The sequence below is a fragment of the Acinetobacter haemolyticus CIP 64.3 = MTCC 9819 genome (assembly GCF_000369065.1).
In the GTDB taxonomy this organism is placed as follows: domain Bacteria; phylum Pseudomonadota; class Gammaproteobacteria; order Pseudomonadales; family Moraxellaceae; genus Acinetobacter; species Acinetobacter haemolyticus.
Window position 1 is genome coordinate 209,833 of sequence record NZ_KB849812.1, and the last position, 15,909, is coordinate 225,741.

15 protein-coding genes are annotated in these 15,909 nt (G+C 40.0%); 6 read left to right on the plus strand and 9 right to left on the minus strand.

Annotated elements, in window-relative coordinates; all coding sequences use genetic code 11:
* Positions 1–165: 165 nt before the first annotated feature.
* The 8 genes from F927_RS15160 to ispH all read right to left on the minus strand — a co-directional run bounded on the left by F927_RS15160 (position 166) and on the right by ispH (position 9,151).
* Positions 166–624 carry a type IV pilin protein gene (locus tag F927_RS15160; protein ID WP_004641266.1) on the minus strand — a complete coding sequence of 153 codons (459 nt, stop codon included), beginning with the start codon at positions 622–624 and terminating at the stop codon, positions 166–168.
* A complete protein-coding gene (locus F927_RS15165) occupies positions 618–1,115 on the minus strand; it encodes a type IV pilin protein (protein WP_004641267.1) in 498 nt (165 codons plus the stop codon). The genes F927_RS15160 and F927_RS15165 overlap by 7 nt, the downstream gene beginning before the upstream one ends.
* 9 nt (positions 1,116–1,124) lie before the next feature.
* A complete protein-coding gene (locus F927_RS15170; RefSeq protein ID WP_005086991.1) occupies positions 1,125–5,135 on the minus strand; it encodes a pilus assembly protein in 4,011 nt (1,336 codons plus the stop codon).
* A 16-nt stretch (positions 5,136–5,151) separates the two neighbouring features.
* Positions 5,152–5,940 carry a hypothetical protein gene (locus tag F927_RS15175; RefSeq protein WP_005086993.1) on the minus strand — a complete coding sequence of 263 codons (789 nt, stop codon included), beginning with the start codon at positions 5,938–5,940 and terminating at the stop codon, positions 5,152–5,154.
* Positions 5,937–7,070 carry a PilW family protein gene (locus F927_RS15180; protein ID WP_004641273.1) on the minus strand — a complete coding sequence of 378 codons (1,134 nt, stop codon included), beginning with the start codon at positions 7,068–7,070 and terminating at the stop codon, positions 5,937–5,939. The genes F927_RS15175 and F927_RS15180 overlap by 4 nt, the downstream gene beginning before the upstream one ends.
* A 1-nt stretch (position 7,071) precedes the next feature.
* Positions 7,072–7,572, minus strand: a complete 501-nt coding sequence (pilV, locus tag F927_RS15185) for a type IV pilus modification protein PilV (RefSeq protein WP_005086996.1) — start codon at positions 7,570–7,572, stop codon at positions 7,072–7,074.
* Positions 7,572–8,060, minus strand: a complete 489-nt coding sequence (locus F927_RS15190) for a pilus assembly FimT family protein (RefSeq protein ID WP_004641277.1) — start codon at positions 8,058–8,060, stop codon at positions 7,572–7,574. The genes pilV and F927_RS15190 overlap by 1 nt, the downstream gene beginning before the upstream one ends.
* Before the next feature lie 140 nt (positions 8,061–8,200).
* Complete coding sequence (ispH, locus tag F927_RS15195; protein ID WP_005086997.1) at positions 8,201–9,151, minus strand: 4-hydroxy-3-methylbut-2-enyl diphosphate reductase; 951 nt, start codon at positions 9,149–9,151, stop codon at positions 8,201–8,203.
* 102 nt (positions 9,152–9,253) lie between these two features.
* Between ispH and gmk the strand changes: the two genes are divergently transcribed.
* The 6 genes from gmk to bfr all read left to right on the plus strand — a co-directional run bounded on the left by gmk (position 9,254) and on the right by bfr (position 14,213).
* Positions 9,254–9,877 (plus strand): guanylate kinase, encoded by a 624-nt coding sequence (gmk, locus tag F927_RS15200; protein ID WP_004641280.1) that lies wholly within the window; start codon positions 9,254–9,256, stop codon positions 9,875–9,877.
* Between the two features lie 69 nt (positions 9,878–9,946).
* Complete coding sequence (rpoZ, locus tag F927_RS15205; RefSeq protein ID WP_004641282.1) at positions 9,947–10,225, plus strand: DNA-directed RNA polymerase subunit omega; 279 nt, start codon at positions 9,947–9,949, stop codon at positions 10,223–10,225.
* Between the two features lie 233 nt (positions 10,226–10,458).
* On the plus strand, positions 10,459–12,567 hold the full coding sequence (locus tag F927_RS15210) for a RelA/SpoT family protein (RefSeq protein ID WP_004641284.1): 2,109 nt from the start codon (positions 10,459–10,461) through the stop codon (positions 12,565–12,567).
* A 100-nt stretch (positions 12,568–12,667) separates the two neighbouring features.
* Positions 12,668–13,048, plus strand: a complete 381-nt coding sequence (locus F927_RS15215; RefSeq protein WP_004641286.1) for a RidA family protein — start codon at positions 12,668–12,670, stop codon at positions 13,046–13,048.
* Positions 13,049–13,294: 246 nt separating this feature from the next.
* The gene (locus F927_RS15220; RefSeq protein WP_004641287.1) at positions 13,295–13,489 is read left to right on the plus strand and encodes a bacterioferritin-associated ferredoxin; all 195 of its coding nucleotides are present in this window, start codon (positions 13,295–13,297) and stop codon (positions 13,487–13,489) included.
* Positions 13,490–13,748: 259 nt separating this feature from the next.
* Positions 13,749–14,213, plus strand: coding sequence for a heteropolymeric bacterioferritin subunit Bfr (gene bfr, locus F927_RS15225; RefSeq protein WP_005087000.1), 465 nt, complete (start codon positions 13,749–13,751; stop codon positions 14,211–14,213).
* A gap of 45 nt (positions 14,214–14,258) precedes the next feature.
* Here the strand turns inward: bfr and F927_RS15230 are convergent, their stop codons facing one another.
* Positions 14,259–15,905, minus strand: a complete 1,647-nt coding sequence (locus F927_RS15230; protein WP_005087002.1) for a PglL family O-oligosaccharyltransferase — start codon at positions 15,903–15,905, stop codon at positions 14,259–14,261.
* Between the last annotated feature and the right edge of the window lie 4 nt (positions 15,906–15,909).

Genomic DNA, 15,909 nt, shown 5'->3' on the forward strand with positions numbered 1-15,909 from the left:
GATATTGTCAGATAACCGATAAATTGTTTAAATAAAATCAACTTAAGTTGTAAAAATGATAAATAAATCACACATCAACAAGATTAAATAAAGAGTTTAAGTAAATAAAAAAGCAAATATCGTGTGATATTTGCTTTGGTTAAATCTTAATAAATTTATGATGAATCAACGGCCATCCCAATTTGAAGTTGCTGACGGAACACAAGTCAATCCTGTCTTTTTATTACCTTTATCCCAACAACGTTCACCACGATGATTCAAGACAATATCACCATCTCCAACTTGTACGCCAGTTGGAACTGCTGTCAAAGTCCAAGTACCAGCCGTTACATTAGACAAGGTAAGATTATATAAGGTTGTTCCTCCAGACTGAGGTAAGGTTCCACTATGTCCAACATCAGCCAAACTGATTGCAGTGCCATTAGGTTTTAAAAACGTAAAATTCGCAATCTTATAACGCTGTAAGCGATTCGCCAGTTCCATCAAGTCTGCTTGAGCATCTGTACGTTTGGTCTTACGCACATGCTCTTGGTAGGATGGATAAGCGATTGCAGCTAAAATTCCAATAATTGCAACAACAATCATCAATTCAATAAGGGTAAAGCCTTGTATTTTTCTTACCATTCTTCTCGCCCTGTACCACATGTCGCATTATCGACATTCGTTGCTGTAATGTTTGCCTTGGTTTTATTTTTACAGCGGACTCCTGAACTGGTCATCAAAAAACTAAAGTTATCCACATTTGTTGTTTCGGCTGTTTTCCAAATACCGCGCATGACCCAGCTTTGTCCTGTTGCTGCACTATCTGTTAGTGATCTACTCACATCTGCTCCGTCACTAACAGTAATCGTATATTGAATCGCAGCACCTGTTGCACCAACGGGCAAAACAACCGTACTCGGAAACCCCAAATAATTGAAGTTTCTAGCTTTACTTCTTTCCAGTTCAGTTGATATGCGTTGCATTTCCTGCTGAGCTTGCGCAGCAATCGCACGCCGAACATATTCTTGATAACTTGGTATCGCTATTGCTGCAAAAATTGCAACAATAACGACAACAATCATTAGTTCAACCAAAGTAAACCCTTGAGCAGAGGTTAACCGATTATTTTGCATTGCTCACCCCTATCTAAAACGTTCATACCAACGCTGTGGTTCTAAGCAAATTCGGCTACTACCTGTGGCTATAACACCTCCTACAGTGGTAGCACCGCGATTCCCTGTTGACAGGCAATAGTTCTTATTGTTGGTACCATCTCCCGGTCCTCCATTACCACCACCTGAAGTGCCACATGTTGGATCTGTTGGATCACAATCTTTTTCATCATCAACAATTGTTGAATATTGAATACCTGCCCCTAATGAACAACCATCACCTGTGCTACAAGCAATACCTGAATCGGTAACTAATTTTTTGTCACATTGCCCGTATGGCAAGCAGAACTGGTTTAAGAAACTTTCCCCTTTGACTCCTGCACCACAGTCTCCAGAAAGTCCTGGCTTACTACCATCAAAGGTCGAAACGAATAACCGATTATTCAAGGCTATTGGTGTTGAAAACACTTTAGCGCTCTGCAACTTATTCGATTTAAATTTATAATACCATCCCTGCATTGCAGTTGGAGACATTGGATAAGGTGCAACCAGCGTTGTATCATCATTTCGATTTGCTTGTGTAATCTCTCCTAAATTAGACTTGATCAAAGTAGGAGTGACAAAGGTGTATCCTGATTGATACAACCTACGTGCAGTAACATCTCGATCATAAATATTATAGACAGCATCGTAATCATAACCAGATGTACCAACCGTATAATCTTTTAATGGTAAGCTACGATTTCCACTTCCGATTGAAACTACCGCAAAAGTTTGCCCTGCATGATCATAAACTGAGAATGATGGCATCTCATAGAAACGAGGACTCTTTTCTGCTGCATTCAGATTCAGTAAACGTCTCGGTGTCTTCGCGAAATCCTTGGTGGATGCAGCATTATTATCTAAGTCAATTCGGAATAATTGCCCCCCTAGATCTCCAAAATACAAGTGATCGGCAAGTCCATCACCATTACGATCTTCCGTACGAATTTCACTGACAACACTATATTTCAAATCACTTGCTGCTGTTTTTACAACATTTGTAGAAGCAGTAGTACTATTTGCGCCTGCCCACCAAAGTAGCTTGCCATTATCGGCATCGAACATATAAACACCACCACCCTTTTTATTGGTTTGGTTATATGTATCACTCTCATAGCCACCTGTGTTCGCATTACCGTCTACACCACCAGCATCATATCCACCACCAACAAACATCACACGTTTACGCTGCTTATTCCATTTAACCCAAGTAATCGCAGGCTTAGACCAACTCTGCCCCATATCCCCCAATTCGTTATATGTTGTTATCGAACCATCACGGCTATAAACCTTTTTATCATCTGGAGAAATATGAAAAAGTAACTCAGGATCGTTGATATTCTGCAAATCTAAAGCATAGTAACTACGCCCGCCCATCCGCAAACCACCATAAGCCATTTGTTTACCTTTCTGATTCGTACCTTTACCCGAACCAACAGTTAAATTACCTGACCCATCGACCACATACTCTGTATATGTTGTCCAAGCGCCATCGATCCCATAATACAAGTTCGACAAACCACCAGAAGTCGTATCATATTTTTGAAATGCTTCCTTTTGTCTTTCAATCATTTCATTGGGTACAAAAGCGAACTTTTCTTGCCCGGTTTCAGCATCAACCACATGTAATAACCCCTGAGTCGTGCCAAATAGTACAAAATCCTCACGATTTTCTGTTTTCAACTCACCATTTTTATAAACAATCTTCCCTTTATTGGTAACGAGCAATGGGGAAGAATGCATAACCGCACCTATTTGGCGTAATTCAGGCGTAGTCGCTGTAATTTCTGGATTAGATGGATTTACGTTATATCCCAATAACTGCATCAAATAACCACGGTTTGCATCATTTTTATAAGTCGTATCAGTCAAATCAGCACTACTCACTCGACGTAAGCTAGTCCCTGTAACAAAAGTTGCCGCTGTGCCAGTACCACTTGCGATACGATTAGTTAATAATTTTCGGTTATCAACTGTTGCATCTGTATTCTTTCTCAGCTTCAATTGCGACCAGGCGCCACCCTTTAGAGCAAATTTAGTGCTTCCAAAAATCTCCTCATCACCATCTTTGATCGCAGGATTAGTACTTACTGCCGGAGACCATAAATCATAGTTATCTACAATTCGACCTTGACTATCAACTATATTATTACCTGCATTGTCCTTTAGCACTCCAACAACGACATTGTATTTCTTTAAGTTTCCAGCCCAAAGTTGATAAGTTTTATCTGGCGTAGGTTGGAACTGCGGGAAATAAGCTTGTTTTTGTAAAACAGCAGGATTTAGTCTATCTTTAGGTACAGTTGGTGAGCCTGTTGTAACTGCTGGAATCGACCCACCTAGCCCATTAATAAAGTTATTAACACTGTCCACTACATCTTGTGAGCTATTACCTGAGTACCAACCACCTTCACCTTTAATTCCCCATTCAGCAGCAGCCTTAGTTGCAGAATTTATAGTTCCCAAAGCGTTGAGATTTTCTTCTTGTGTTTTGCCTGGATCATAAGATGGTATGTCATTAAAATCACTGCCAAACCCCACTACTGCAGTTCTAATTTTCAATCCTGTCGGATTGTCATTTAAGAGTCTTTGGCTAAACGCCAAAGAACAACTGGTTGCTACAGTATTATTGGTTGAATCACCAGCTTGTTCAGTACATGTAAAGCTTGCACCATTCAGTGCATTTCGCATTGCTTTTGCTTGATTATGCTGACTTGAAGGCGCCCCATCGGTTAGCACATAAATTCCCTGACCACTACATTTCTTTACATCGTCAGATTGTTCTAACGATGCTGGCTTTTGATATCGTGTACCGTCAGCTGTTTTGATTCCCAGTCCAGCCGAATAATTAAAACCGTGCGGATGATCACTGCTTCTCGCTATATTTCCTCTTAAATAATAGCAAGTACCTGTAATATTACTGGTCAAATTAGAACCAGAAGTATTATTCGCCAACCGAACTGTACAGGAGCCTGTTGTATATTGAGAAAGATCTAACGGTAAATAATCAAAAGTACGTGCAGAAGTATTTGGATGACTGGTGCTCGGCCAAAATGTACAGTTCCCAGAATTATCCCATTCGTTACATTGGCTATAATGTGTCGTTCCACTACTACTATATCGAAAATAAACTGGTGCGCCACTAGGGAAATTTGAGAGTTCATTAGAGTTGAAGGTTCTCGTTCCCATAAAATATGCTGCCGCTTCTGCATAAGCGTTACCTGTTGGTGTACCTCCACGGGCATATAGTTTATTAGCAATAATATCGAGTAAAACTTGTCGATGTGTCTTAGTTACTCCATTTACATTTACCACAGCATCCAACCGCCTTGCTGGGGCTAGAATATAACCATTTCGACCAATCCCGTTAAAAGAATATGCTGATAATCCAATGATTTTATCATCTGTAATTCGCTCAATGCCTTTTGCTGTATTGCCATACAAAAGATCAAACATACCATCTTTTAAACGTGTGATACGATCATAAAATTTTCCAGTTTCTGTTTTATAATAATACACTTCAGGAGCACTTCCTTCAGAAGTAAAACCTGATAATGAAGGTGTTGTAGTGCGTTCAGTAGTACAGTCAGATTTATAATATGATCCAGCATCACCACAATTATAATATTTATACGTACTTGTTGAACTTCCTGTGCGTTTGAATGCATATCTTCGTACACTTGAAGCTGTACAGAAATACCGTGTATATGCAGGAGAGCCATTTGAGGATAATTCATTACCCGAACCGCTTACCGAACCAGTTGGAATATCACAAGCACCAGCATTTCCTATTAATTGAGGTGCTCCCATACTCCCCGAAATATCGAACAACATCATGAGGCTGACATCACCAGACTTTGCTTCTTGATAAATATCAATATCACTCGCTTGAGCAACACTGGTAATCACCAAACCTGAGCTCAACGCAGCAATCGTTGTCGCGAGTAATTTCTGACGATAAAGCCTATATTGCTTACTTTCTTGCATTTTATTTTTCATCTTTATTTACTCCCACTCAAGAGAAATTCTGGGTGATCGTGTATTCACTTACCTGAGTGGTAAATGGTACGTTCAAACTTGCTAAACATTCTGTGACCGTCTTAAGCGGATTGTCCTTATCTGCTGTCCCTGCAGGAATTGTAGGTGCTGTTGTATCTTCTGGAATTGAAAGCTCACTCATACGTTGTTGCAAACAAACATTAATAAAATTCCGATCCACACTGCTTAGACTAGGCATCAAAGACACAGCAAAAATTTTTACGCGTTTCGCTTCCTCTATTTGAGCTTCTTTTGGATCAGTACCCCTTTGTCGATCATAAAAGGGGTCTTGCTCAATGGCCGTTGGGAACTTTACAGCTACCTGTGTCATCACTGCTTTTCGTCCACTGGTAAACCAATTCCCAGAAACATTTGTACGTGCATCACAGTAACCATCTGTTCCTAGAGCATTATATGTTGGCTGAGTTTTACCTGATTCCCACTGCATCAAACTGATTTTATTGATGTCGAAGAAATCACTTTGATCACCCCGAAAGCAAAATACCAACTCTTTATCTTTATCACTTTCATTATTAATATAGCCAAACATGCCACTCCCACTGAAGCTTTGGGCTAGATTCTCAGCATGCTCAATATTGAAAAATGCAGCATCCGAGTTTTGCATGACTAACTGCGAGACCTGACTATTTGTAGCGATATTTAGTCCGACGATACTTTGCCGAATCGCAATCGTTCCAATAATCGTAATAGCGACTAAAAATATAAGCACAACAATAAGCGTTGCACCTGACTGATTATGTTTCATCGACCACGCTCCCCAAAAACATTACGCAAAGCAATGGTTTGCGATACAACTTGTCTAACATATTTCGTATTCGAACTTTCTGGCACTTTGACTTGGACGGTTTGATCAAGCACAATAAATTCCTGATCGTTTTTTATCGTACTTTCTGAGCCAACAGATTGAGCAGAACGGACTAACATACCCAATTGGACAGAGACAATCCGTGGTCGAGGCGCCGGAAGATTTAAATAATCATTGATTGAGACATATCGACGCCCTGCTGTTTCATCACTTTGAACATTTAGAAGCACTCTAAAGTGATCAACTCGCTTCATAATGATTTCACCAGCGTCCCCATAATTCGTAATGTTCGCTGGAGATCCTTCTACAGGGTAATAACCCGCATCACATGCCAAAGCTAAAGCTTGGTTCGGCTCGTTGGCTTGTTTATTATTGTCTTCTCTTAAAAAATAGCGCTGTACAACCACCTGTCGACCAAAAGGGGTTGTAGGATTTGCCGCATCTTGTTCCACTCGGAACCTTAAAGTATTTCCTTCACAATCGAATCCACCAACGAAAAAATCAACAGCTCCGTCACGTGTTTGCGTATATAGTGGTTCATATTGGATCACCAACTGATCACTTTCCGTCTCCTCACCATCAATCGTGATATTAGATACGCCAGTCCACATCGGTGCTGTGCCTGCAATCATTCCAGAACTGCGTGAAAGTAAATTCACATTTGCAGTCGTGCCTATAATTGATCGGTTAAGGTTACTTAATGGTGTCGCTGGTGTCGTGGTTTCATCTAATGTTGCATTAACAGAGGAAGTCAAGACGACTCCCGCAGCAGCAGTTTCATCATTGATAATGGCTTTCGAATTATTAAGATTGGTCAATCGGATATCTTGGGTGATGTAATTTAAACCAAAATTCGCATTATCCTGTATATCCGATACCCCTTGTTGCATGGATAAACTTCTTTGACCTGTCAAAAACAATAAAATCGCAGCAGCAGTAATAATCAAACCTAACGCTAGCGATAGCATGAGTTCGACCAATGTAAATCCTGAACTGGCTTTGATAAATCTTCGATTTACTGACTTATATACTGGAAAAGCATTTCCTATAGAGTCCTTATTATTGTTCATACTAATAAGTCTCCATAATCACACAAGTTGAGGTTGGGTTATAAGCATTGCCGTTTGTACAATCTCCTGTACCAGCCCCATCTGTAGCACTTGAGTCCCCCCAAGCCACGTAAATACAACTTCTATTATTTGTATTTTGGCAATCCATAATATTCATTGTCATCCCTAGCGAAGCAGCTCGATTTGCTACTTGGGACACATCAAAATCAGCTAAATCACTGTCTGTACAAGCAGTTGCCACACAGTCTGTCTGGAATGTTTTTTGTTTCGAAGCTGTTTGAATCTCTTCTTGATAAACAGCAAAAGCATTGCGATTCACACGAATTCTCTCTGCGAGATCACGTGCAATTGAGATCGCCTGTACTCGAGAAGTGCTTTCAGCACTCGCTTCTAATGCTCGATATTGCAATGCTACGAAGCCTAACACCCCGATCGCTAAAATCATTAGTGCAACTAATATCTCAACGAGACCAACGCCACGTTGATGATTTAACCCGCTCATTAACATGTCCCCGTTTGTGTCTGTTGAATTGTGCCCATTTTAGAAATACTGATTAACTTAGATTTACCGCCCCCGGCCTTATCACAAATCTCAAATATATCGGTAGTTGAATCAATTAATCGCTGACAAGTAGGCGGAGTACTATTGTCCGCGATACAAACCCCACCATTTAGATTAAATAAAAGTGCGGTAGGTGATGTTGACTTCAAAACACTCTTTGATTCTGGTTGCCAGTGGAAAAGTGCTGCAGTGTTAGCACTGGGAGTCCCTGATGAATCTGTCTTTAGTTCTACTTTTATCGCTCTACGTTCAAGAACGGCTTTTGCTCTCGCCTCATTGAAAGTTGAGACCAAAGTTTGAGTACTTTTATTTAGACCTTGATTCAACACCATATTATTGAATGCAGGAGCAGCCATCGTCGCAATGATTGCTAAAACAGCAATCGTCACCATCAACTCAATTAAGGTAAATCCCCAATTTTTCCCCATCGCCTTTACCAATATTTTTTTAAATTTATGAGGCTATAATAGATTTTATTTTTACAGAACCAATACAAAGCAGATAAGAACCAAAAAAAAACAGATGGAATGCAATCCATCTGTTTCTAGTTCACATTTTTCTAGGAAAATTAGGCTTGTATCACCTGTATGCGCAACTCTTTTGGCAAGCTAAAAGTGATATTTTCTTCAGTACCTTGTAACTCTTGGGGCGGTGTTGCTCCCCAATCTTGCAACCGTTGAATTACTTGTTTAATTAAAATCTCAGGTGCAGATGCGCCTGCCGTCACCCCTATTTTACTATCCGATTTAAACCATTTTTGCTCAAGCTGATCTGCGTTGTCGACTAAATAAGCTGACTTTCCCATACGCTCAGCAAGTTCACGCAATCGATTTGAATTAGATGAATTTGGAGACCCTACCACTAACACGACATCACATTGTTCTGCTAAATCGCCTACTGCATCTTGACGATTTTGTGTTGCATAACAAATATCATCCTTGCGTGGTCCTTGGATCTCTGGGAACTTACGTCGCAATGCATCAATTACTTTTGCTGTATCATCAATTGATAGAGTCGTTTGTGTCACAAAGGCAACTTTTTCTGGGTGTTTCACCACCAAGTCATCAACATCTTGTTCATCTTCAACCAAATAAATCGCACCACCACGAGACTTATCATATTGTCCCATCGTACCCTCAACTTCAGGGTGACCTTCATGGCCGATTAAAATTGCTTCCGTTCCCTCACGCGCGTATTTGGTAACCTCAATGTGAACCTTGGTCACCAAAGGACAAGTTGCATCAAATACTTTTAATCCACGGCGTTCAGCCTCTTGTTGTACTGCTTTTGATACGCCATGTGCGCTAAAAATCACAATAGAGTCATCAGGCACCTGATCAAGCTCATCAACAAAAACCGCGCCACGCTGACGCAAATCATCTACCACAAATTTGTTGTGTACGACCTCATGTCGCACATAAATTGGCGGATTAAAACATTCGAGTGCTCGATTGACGATCGCTATAGCACGGTCAACACCAGCACAAAAACCTCGTGGATTGGCCAACACGATTTCCATAACATCCTCTCTCATCATCTGAATATTTCAATCAAACTATTTCGTTTAGCAGCTCGCTACACTACAATAGCCAAGATATTTTATCATATCAGGAAAAATATCATGTCGGGTCTATTGTTTGTCGTTTCTGCTGCCTCAGGAACAGGCAAAACATCTTTGGTAAAAGCCCTACTCGATCGCGTCAGCAACCTTCATGTTTCAGTATCGCATACGACTCGCAATCAACGCCCAGGTGAACTAGACGGCGTTCATTATCATTTTACCAATAAAGAATCCTTCTTGTCTCAAGTCGAGGAAGGCGGTTTTATCGAGTATGCAGAAGTCTTTGGTAACTATTACGGCACATCGCAAGCTAAGGTAAAAGAGCAACTTCAACAAGGTCATGATGTTTTACTTGAAATCGATTGGCAAGGTGCTGAACAGGTTCGTCGACTATTTCCAGAATCAAAACAAATATTTATCCTACCACCAACACAGTACGATCTAAGACAACGTCTTTCAAACCGTGGTACTGACTCAGTTGAAGTAATTGAACACCGCCTCAGTTGTGCTGTTGAAGATATGCGCCATTTCGCAAGCTTTGACTATGTGATTATCAATGATGACTTTAATAAAGCCGTACATGATTTAGAAGCAATTATCACTGCAAATCGTCTAGAAACATTGCAGCAAAGTAGCCGTCATCAACAGTTAATTGAAAACTTGATTACACTCAATCGCGAATGACTTGAGTCTTGGACAAAAGCCTTTTATACTATTTAGTCTTTCAGATGTATTGTTCAAACGAGACAACTTATGGCACGTGTAACCGTTGAAGATTGTTTAGACCATGTCGATAACCGCTTTGAGTTAGTACTGGTAGCGAGTAAACGTGCACGCCAAATAGCACGTCAAGGCATGGAACCTACTGTAGAATGGGACAATGACAAACCAACAGTTGTCGCTTTACGTGAGATTGCAGTGGGTCATGTCACCAAAGAAATTTTGAAACAACGCGACCAAGATTATCAAACTTCAAATCTAGATATGGTGTTATCTACAAATTCATTAAATTTAGAAGGCTTTTCTTTCTAAGTCGAATTTGCTATACATCGAAGCCCATTGTGAAGACACTGGGCTTTTTTGTTTGTTGATCTTATTGTGAAATTTTCTCCATATTGAGAAAAGCAATATACTTCATTGAAAAAATTTACGAGTTTTTATAATGAACAAATTGACAAGTTTAGCAATATGCTTTTCATTAGAAGATAAGCAAAGTATCAACAAAGATTATCCTTACTGAATCCAAGTTATTAAAGGTGTTTTCTATGCCAGGCGAAGAGGTCAGCCAAGCCAAGCAACAGCTAAAAGTAATTATTGATGCCTATCTGAAAGATAGTGACGTCCAGCGTGTGCTTGCTGCCTGTGATTTTGCCGACTTAGCGCATAGCGGTATTACCCGTAAAAGTGGTGAGCCATATGTCTTACACCCGATTGCTGTCAGTTGCATATTGGCCCATATGCGTCTCGATGCAGATACGCTCATGGCAGCACTATTACATGATGTCATCGAAGATACTGATTTTAGCAAAGATGAAATTGGCGAAAAATTCGGACTGGTCGTTGCCGAGCTAGTCGATGGCGTAACCAAACTCAGCCATTCCAGCGATAAGGAATACAATAAAGCGGCCTCCTTCCGGAAAATTCTGCAAGCGACTTTACAAGACCCACGTGTCATTATTATTAAACTTGCCGATCGTTATCATAATATGACCACTCTAGGCGCACTTCGTCCAGACAAACGTGCACGAATCGCCCAAGAAACGCTAGATATTTTTGTACCAATGGCGCGTCTGGTTGGTATGAATGAAATGGCAGACAACTTAGAACATCTATGTTACCAAAATCTCGATTTGGATATGTTCAATGATGTACAAGCTGCTCTTTTAGAAACCAAGCCAAAACGTTGTGAATATCAGGCCATTTGGGAGCAGAAACTATCAGACCTCTTAGAAAATCACAAAATTAAAGGTCGAATTAAAAAGAAAAATAATAATATCGAGTTGTTACGTCATTTTGTAAAAAATGAAATTGATTTAAATGAACTTAGCCACAGTCATGCCTTCGAGATTATTCTGCAAAGCATCGCGGACTGTGATCGTCTTGTGACCGCATTAAAAGATAATTTCCAAGTCTTACAATATAAAGACTACATTCGTCGCCCGTTGCCAGGTGGCAATCAATCATTAATGATCAAATTAAAAGGGGAAAAAACCACCCTTTCTCTCACCATTCAAACTGAGCTTATGCGTAAAGCCGCTCGTTTTGGTGTTGTATTAGGGGAGAATGCGCCTCAAGCATGTCGATCTGCCATCCAAGCATCCATGCAAAACCTGAATACTTTGATCGATAGTGACTGTGCGAAAACTACTTTTAGCGATTTATTGGATTATTTACACCAAGAAAAAATTTGGGTGTATACCCCACACGGGCAATTGCATGAACTTCCTCAAGGCGCAACTGTTGTTGATTTTGCTTACTCAGCCAGTTTATTTCTAGGTAACCATGCTGTGGGCGCCAAAGTTGATGGAGAAATTCGTCCTCTCTCAACGCCATTGAATAGCGGTCAAGTAGTAGAAATCATTACAGATGTACTCGCCACACCTAATCCAGACTGGCTCAGCTTTATCAATACGCAAAAAGCACGACGTGCTTTGCAAAATATACTTAGAGAACAGGATATTGATGAGCAACGTCTAGTGGGACAACAAGCATTAAATCGCGCTTTAAAATTGTTTCATCGTTCGACCAATGATCTCTCTCCTCAGGACTGGATTAATGTCTTAGAGTGGCGACATCTCACTGACAAAGACACTTTATTTGAACAGATTGCTGTTGGAGACTTATTACCTCAATTGGTTGCAAACCATCTCTTTGCTCAAGATCATCAACCTCATCCACAAGACAGTTCCGATCGTTTGATTGTTGGTACTGAAGGGGTTGATGTTAAATATGCACATTGCTGTAATCCTGTTTTGGGTGACCCAATTCAAGGACATTTATCTCGTCGCGGATTAATCGTCCACCGCGCACGTTGCCGCAACCTCTTGCATGAGCAACATTTACATCCAGAAAACATCATGCCTTTACATTGGCAATCTGAAGAAATCGAAGATGTTCGCTTTAGCGCCTATCTTTGTATTCACATGGCAATGAATGATGAGCAAATCTCTGACTTGATTTATCAATGTCGTAAGGCCAAAACAGGGGTTGAAATGGTGCATTCACAAGAGCAAAAGACCTATGTGAATATCGTGGTCAATAATCGAAAACAATTAGCCCAAATTATTCGAGATTTGCGTATGCATCTTGGCTTCCCTCGAATTGAGCGTTTAAATATGCCTGTAGCACAGCCAGAAATGGCAAAAATAGGTTAAAACCAATCGCAACGACTACTCAGTATTCAATTGCTCCCATGCTAGATTTTTGTGTTAAAGTCGCTGTGCTTAAGATAGAAAAATGACATAGGAGAGCTTAATGTCACGTCAAGTTATTCATACTGAACACGCGCCTGCAGCGATTGGAACATATTCTCAAGCAATTCTTGTTGGTAATACGCTCTATCTTTCAGGTCAAATCGGCTTAGACCCATATAGTATGGAACTTGTAGACGGTATAGAAGCTCAAATTCGCCGCGTTTTTGATAACCTTAAAGCAGTATGTACCGCAGCGGGTGGCAGCTTAGCTGATATCGCTAAATTGAACATCTTCCTCACAGATTTATCGCACTTTCAACTCGTCAATCAGATCATGGGTGAATACTTTGCCCAACCTTATCCAGCACGCGCTGCACTCGGTGTTGCTAGCCTACCAAAGGGTGCATTGGTTGAAATGGATGGAATTGTGATTATTCCATAATATTTAACTCATACTTTTCAGTCACATATATAAATATAAAAATAATCGGTCTTAAATATTTAGTTCTAAATGATGAATCAATCTTGCGCGGAAATTCGAGTTTAACTCGAATTTCCGCTCAGTTGTCACTTTTTTATCCAAATTCTCAATAACCAAGACAAACCGTTTAGAATGAAATTCATTGACAAACGATAACAATTATCAATAATATCAATTATCGCATTTGTATTTGTGGATACAACTCCCATGTATGTTTGTTTATGTCGCGGAATCACCGATCAGGATATTAAAGATGCTGTTGCGAACGGCACCGAAAGCTATCGTGAAATCCGTGAACAACTCGGCTTAGGCACTTGCTGCGGACGTTGCGCTCCAGAAGCCAAAGCCATTATCAGTGAAGAACTTGCAGAAATTGCTGCACGGATTTCTGTGGCTGCATAATTTTGAAGTAAATCCTTAGTGTTTACGACTCCACCGCTTTTTGTAGAACTTTAACCACTCTTCATCCAAGCGGTTTTTTTATGACAAATCACATCCCTATAAAAATTTAATCCTGCAAACAATAAGGCACGATACTCATTCATCATGATTGTGATTTTCATTTGCCGTTCTATAAATTACTCGCCAGATTCTTATTTGTTGATTAAGATAATATAAATTGCCGAAAAGGCATTTTGTTGGTGTTTATGGAGCAAGTGCAATGAAAGGCAATCGTGAAGTGATTAATCAGCTGAATCAGGTGCTTTATCACCATCTGACTGCAATCAATCAATATTTTTTACATTCTCGTATGTTTAATGATTGGGGTATTGAGCAACTCGGTAGCGCTGAATACAAAGAATCGATTCGCCAAATGAAACATGCAGACAAAATTATTGAACGTGTTTTATTTCTAGAAGGTCTACCCAACCTACAACATCTCGGAAAACTATACATCGGACAACATACTGAAGAAGTGTTGAATTGTGATATTCGCAAAGTCAAAGAAAATATCGCAACACTCAAACAAGCCGTTGAATTGTCTGAAGCTGAACAAGATTACGTGACCCGTGATCTGGTCCAAGAAATTTTAGAGAAAGAAGAAGAATATTGGGATTGGCTCGATACACAGCTCGATCTAATCGAAAATGTAGGCATTGAAAACTATATTCAAAGCCAAATTTAATGTTTTAAAAAGCCCTTTCAGGTTATCACTTGAAAGGGCTTTTTATTAACTTGAGCTTTTAGGCTGACCAACCACTTGCTCAAAAGTAAATTGTTTCCGATATAAACGATTCCACACCGCAATATATTGTTTCGCCTCAGTTTCTTTACCGTTATAAGCCAATAATTGCGCATATTTCTTAAGATTATACGGTGTTGCACGATTTTTCACGATTTTAGCCAACTGCTGTAACTCAGCATCAGACATTTTGGTATTCGGTGACAATCCAATCCAATTTAAACGCCATTTAAATTGCGTCAATAAGAAAATTTCGGAACTCCCTAAAATACTAACGGTTGGTTGCTTATTTGCAAACACTAAACGGCTATTCTCTTGATAAAGCTTATAATCTCGCCAAATGAGAAGCATGACCACAATTGCAATCACCCATACACAACGCACAATATTTTTATGAACTTCAATTCCTTTTAGATTCGGCGTTTGCGACTGAACTAACCCAAGTAAGAAACCCATAGGCAATAAAAAATAGGCATAGCGCTGAGGAAACTCTAACATAGCATGAATCAGGATCGCTGCAACCATGAGCATCGCCACAATCGAAACGGTTTCTTTGCTGTGTAGATTCAACCACAACAGCCATAATCCCACATACCCTATAATTAACAACCCGAGTGGAATACCATTCCACACTAATACATCTAAAAGAATATTATGTGAGCTGTTAAACCAAACTTGTACTGTATTGAATTCAAGGCTTTCCACAACCGCAATACTGGTTTGGTTCCAACCATAGCCCCACCAAGGTTGTTCTGCGATCGCATGTAGGATTTGCATCCACATGCCTAAACGTTCGTGTCCACGGCCAGCTCGATCAACAATAGAAGCCGTTTGTGTCACGCTTGAACTTAACTGCTCCGCACTGATCCACTGTGTTAACCACGGTAAGAGATAACTCGAAAGCAATACAAATACAGCGCACCATAAAACAAGTTTCGGGAAGTTTAATCTTGGGCTATGACGGTATTGCTTATAAATCCAATAAATAAATGTAAAGATCAATACAATCCAAGAAGTTCTCGACTGTCCCAAACTGATCGCAAATAAGATCAATAAGCTGGATGGGATCAACAACCATAATGCTGCTTTTTGTTTTTCATACAGGTAAAGTGCGCCAAATAGCCCGACAATCAAGAAGGTTGCCATATTATTGGGTTGTCCAAAATTGGCAAAGGGACGAGTTCCTCTTAATTGATTGACAAAGCTAAAATGAGATTCCAACTTTAACCATTGCAGAATTGCCATCAAACTCGTTAGCACTGCGGTTGCTAGAACAAGATAGCTAAATCCTTGCATCAATTGTTCACGGCGGTTTGGATGCTGTAGCGATAAATTAAAACCCAACACGATCATTAGCCAAAACGTAAACAAATAGAACGTACTTAATAATGCGATACTTAAATCACCAATTAAACCGAAACCCCACTGGATGAGTGGAATCGACATCATCGGCAGCATCCACAGTTGTGCTTTTGGTATTTTTATATTTTGGTTGAATGCTAAAGTAAAAAGTGAAATTGCAGCTGCAAATCCAGCGAGATCACTGGAAAATGTCACCCATGGATAGGTATGGAATGGCGAGAGCCATGCAAAGCCAAGCAAAATGCTGGCGAGAATAAAACAGAAAGCTTGCATAGGT

Excerpts from the sequence above, each read along its gene's own strand:
- F927_RS15160 (WP_004641266.1), bottom strand. The coding sequence starts at position 624 with ATGGTAAGAAAAATACAAGGCTTTACCCTTATTGAATTGATGATTGTT.
- F927_RS15165 (WP_004641267.1), bottom strand. The coding sequence starts at position 1,115 with ATGCAAAATAATCGGTTAACCTCTGCTCAAGGGTTTACTTTGGTTGAA.
- F927_RS15170 (WP_005086991.1), bottom strand. The coding sequence starts at position 5,135 with ATGAAAAATAAAATGCAAGAAAGTAAGCAATATAGGCTTTATCGTCAG.
- F927_RS15175 (WP_005086993.1), bottom strand. The coding sequence starts at position 5,940 with ATGAAACATAATCAGTCAGGTGCAACGCTTATTGTTGTGCTTATATTT.
- F927_RS15180 (WP_004641273.1), bottom strand. The coding sequence starts at position 7,070 with ATGAACAATAATAAGGACTCTATAGGAAATGCTTTTCCAGTATATAAG.
- pilV (WP_005086996.1), bottom strand. The coding sequence starts at position 7,572 with ATGAGCGGGTTAAATCATCAACGTGGCGTTGGTCTCGTTGAGATATTA.
- F927_RS15190 (WP_004641277.1), bottom strand. The coding sequence starts at position 8,060 with ATGGGGAAAAATTGGGGATTTACCTTAATTGAGTTGATGGTGACGATT.
- ispH (WP_005086997.1), bottom strand. The coding sequence starts at position 9,151 with ATGGAAATCGTGTTGGCCAATCCACGAGGTTTTTGTGCTGGTGTTGAC.
- gmk (WP_004641280.1), top strand. The coding sequence starts at position 9,254 with ATGTCGGGTCTATTGTTTGTCGTTTCTGCTGCCTCAGGAACAGGCAAA.
- rpoZ (WP_004641282.1), top strand. The coding sequence starts at position 9,947 with ATGGCACGTGTAACCGTTGAAGATTGTTTAGACCATGTCGATAACCGC.
- F927_RS15210 (WP_004641284.1), top strand. The coding sequence starts at position 10,459 with ATGCCAGGCGAAGAGGTCAGCCAAGCCAAGCAACAGCTAAAAGTAATT.
- F927_RS15215 (WP_004641286.1), top strand. The coding sequence starts at position 12,668 with ATGTCACGTCAAGTTATTCATACTGAACACGCGCCTGCAGCGATTGGA.
- F927_RS15220 (WP_004641287.1), top strand. The coding sequence starts at position 13,295 with ATGTATGTTTGTTTATGTCGCGGAATCACCGATCAGGATATTAAAGAT.
- bfr (WP_005087000.1), top strand. The coding sequence starts at position 13,749 with ATGAAAGGCAATCGTGAAGTGATTAATCAGCTGAATCAGGTGCTTTAT.
- F927_RS15230 (WP_005087002.1), bottom strand. The coding sequence starts at position 15,905 with ATGCAAGCTTTCTGTTTTATTCTCGCCAGCATTTTGCTTGGCTTTGCA.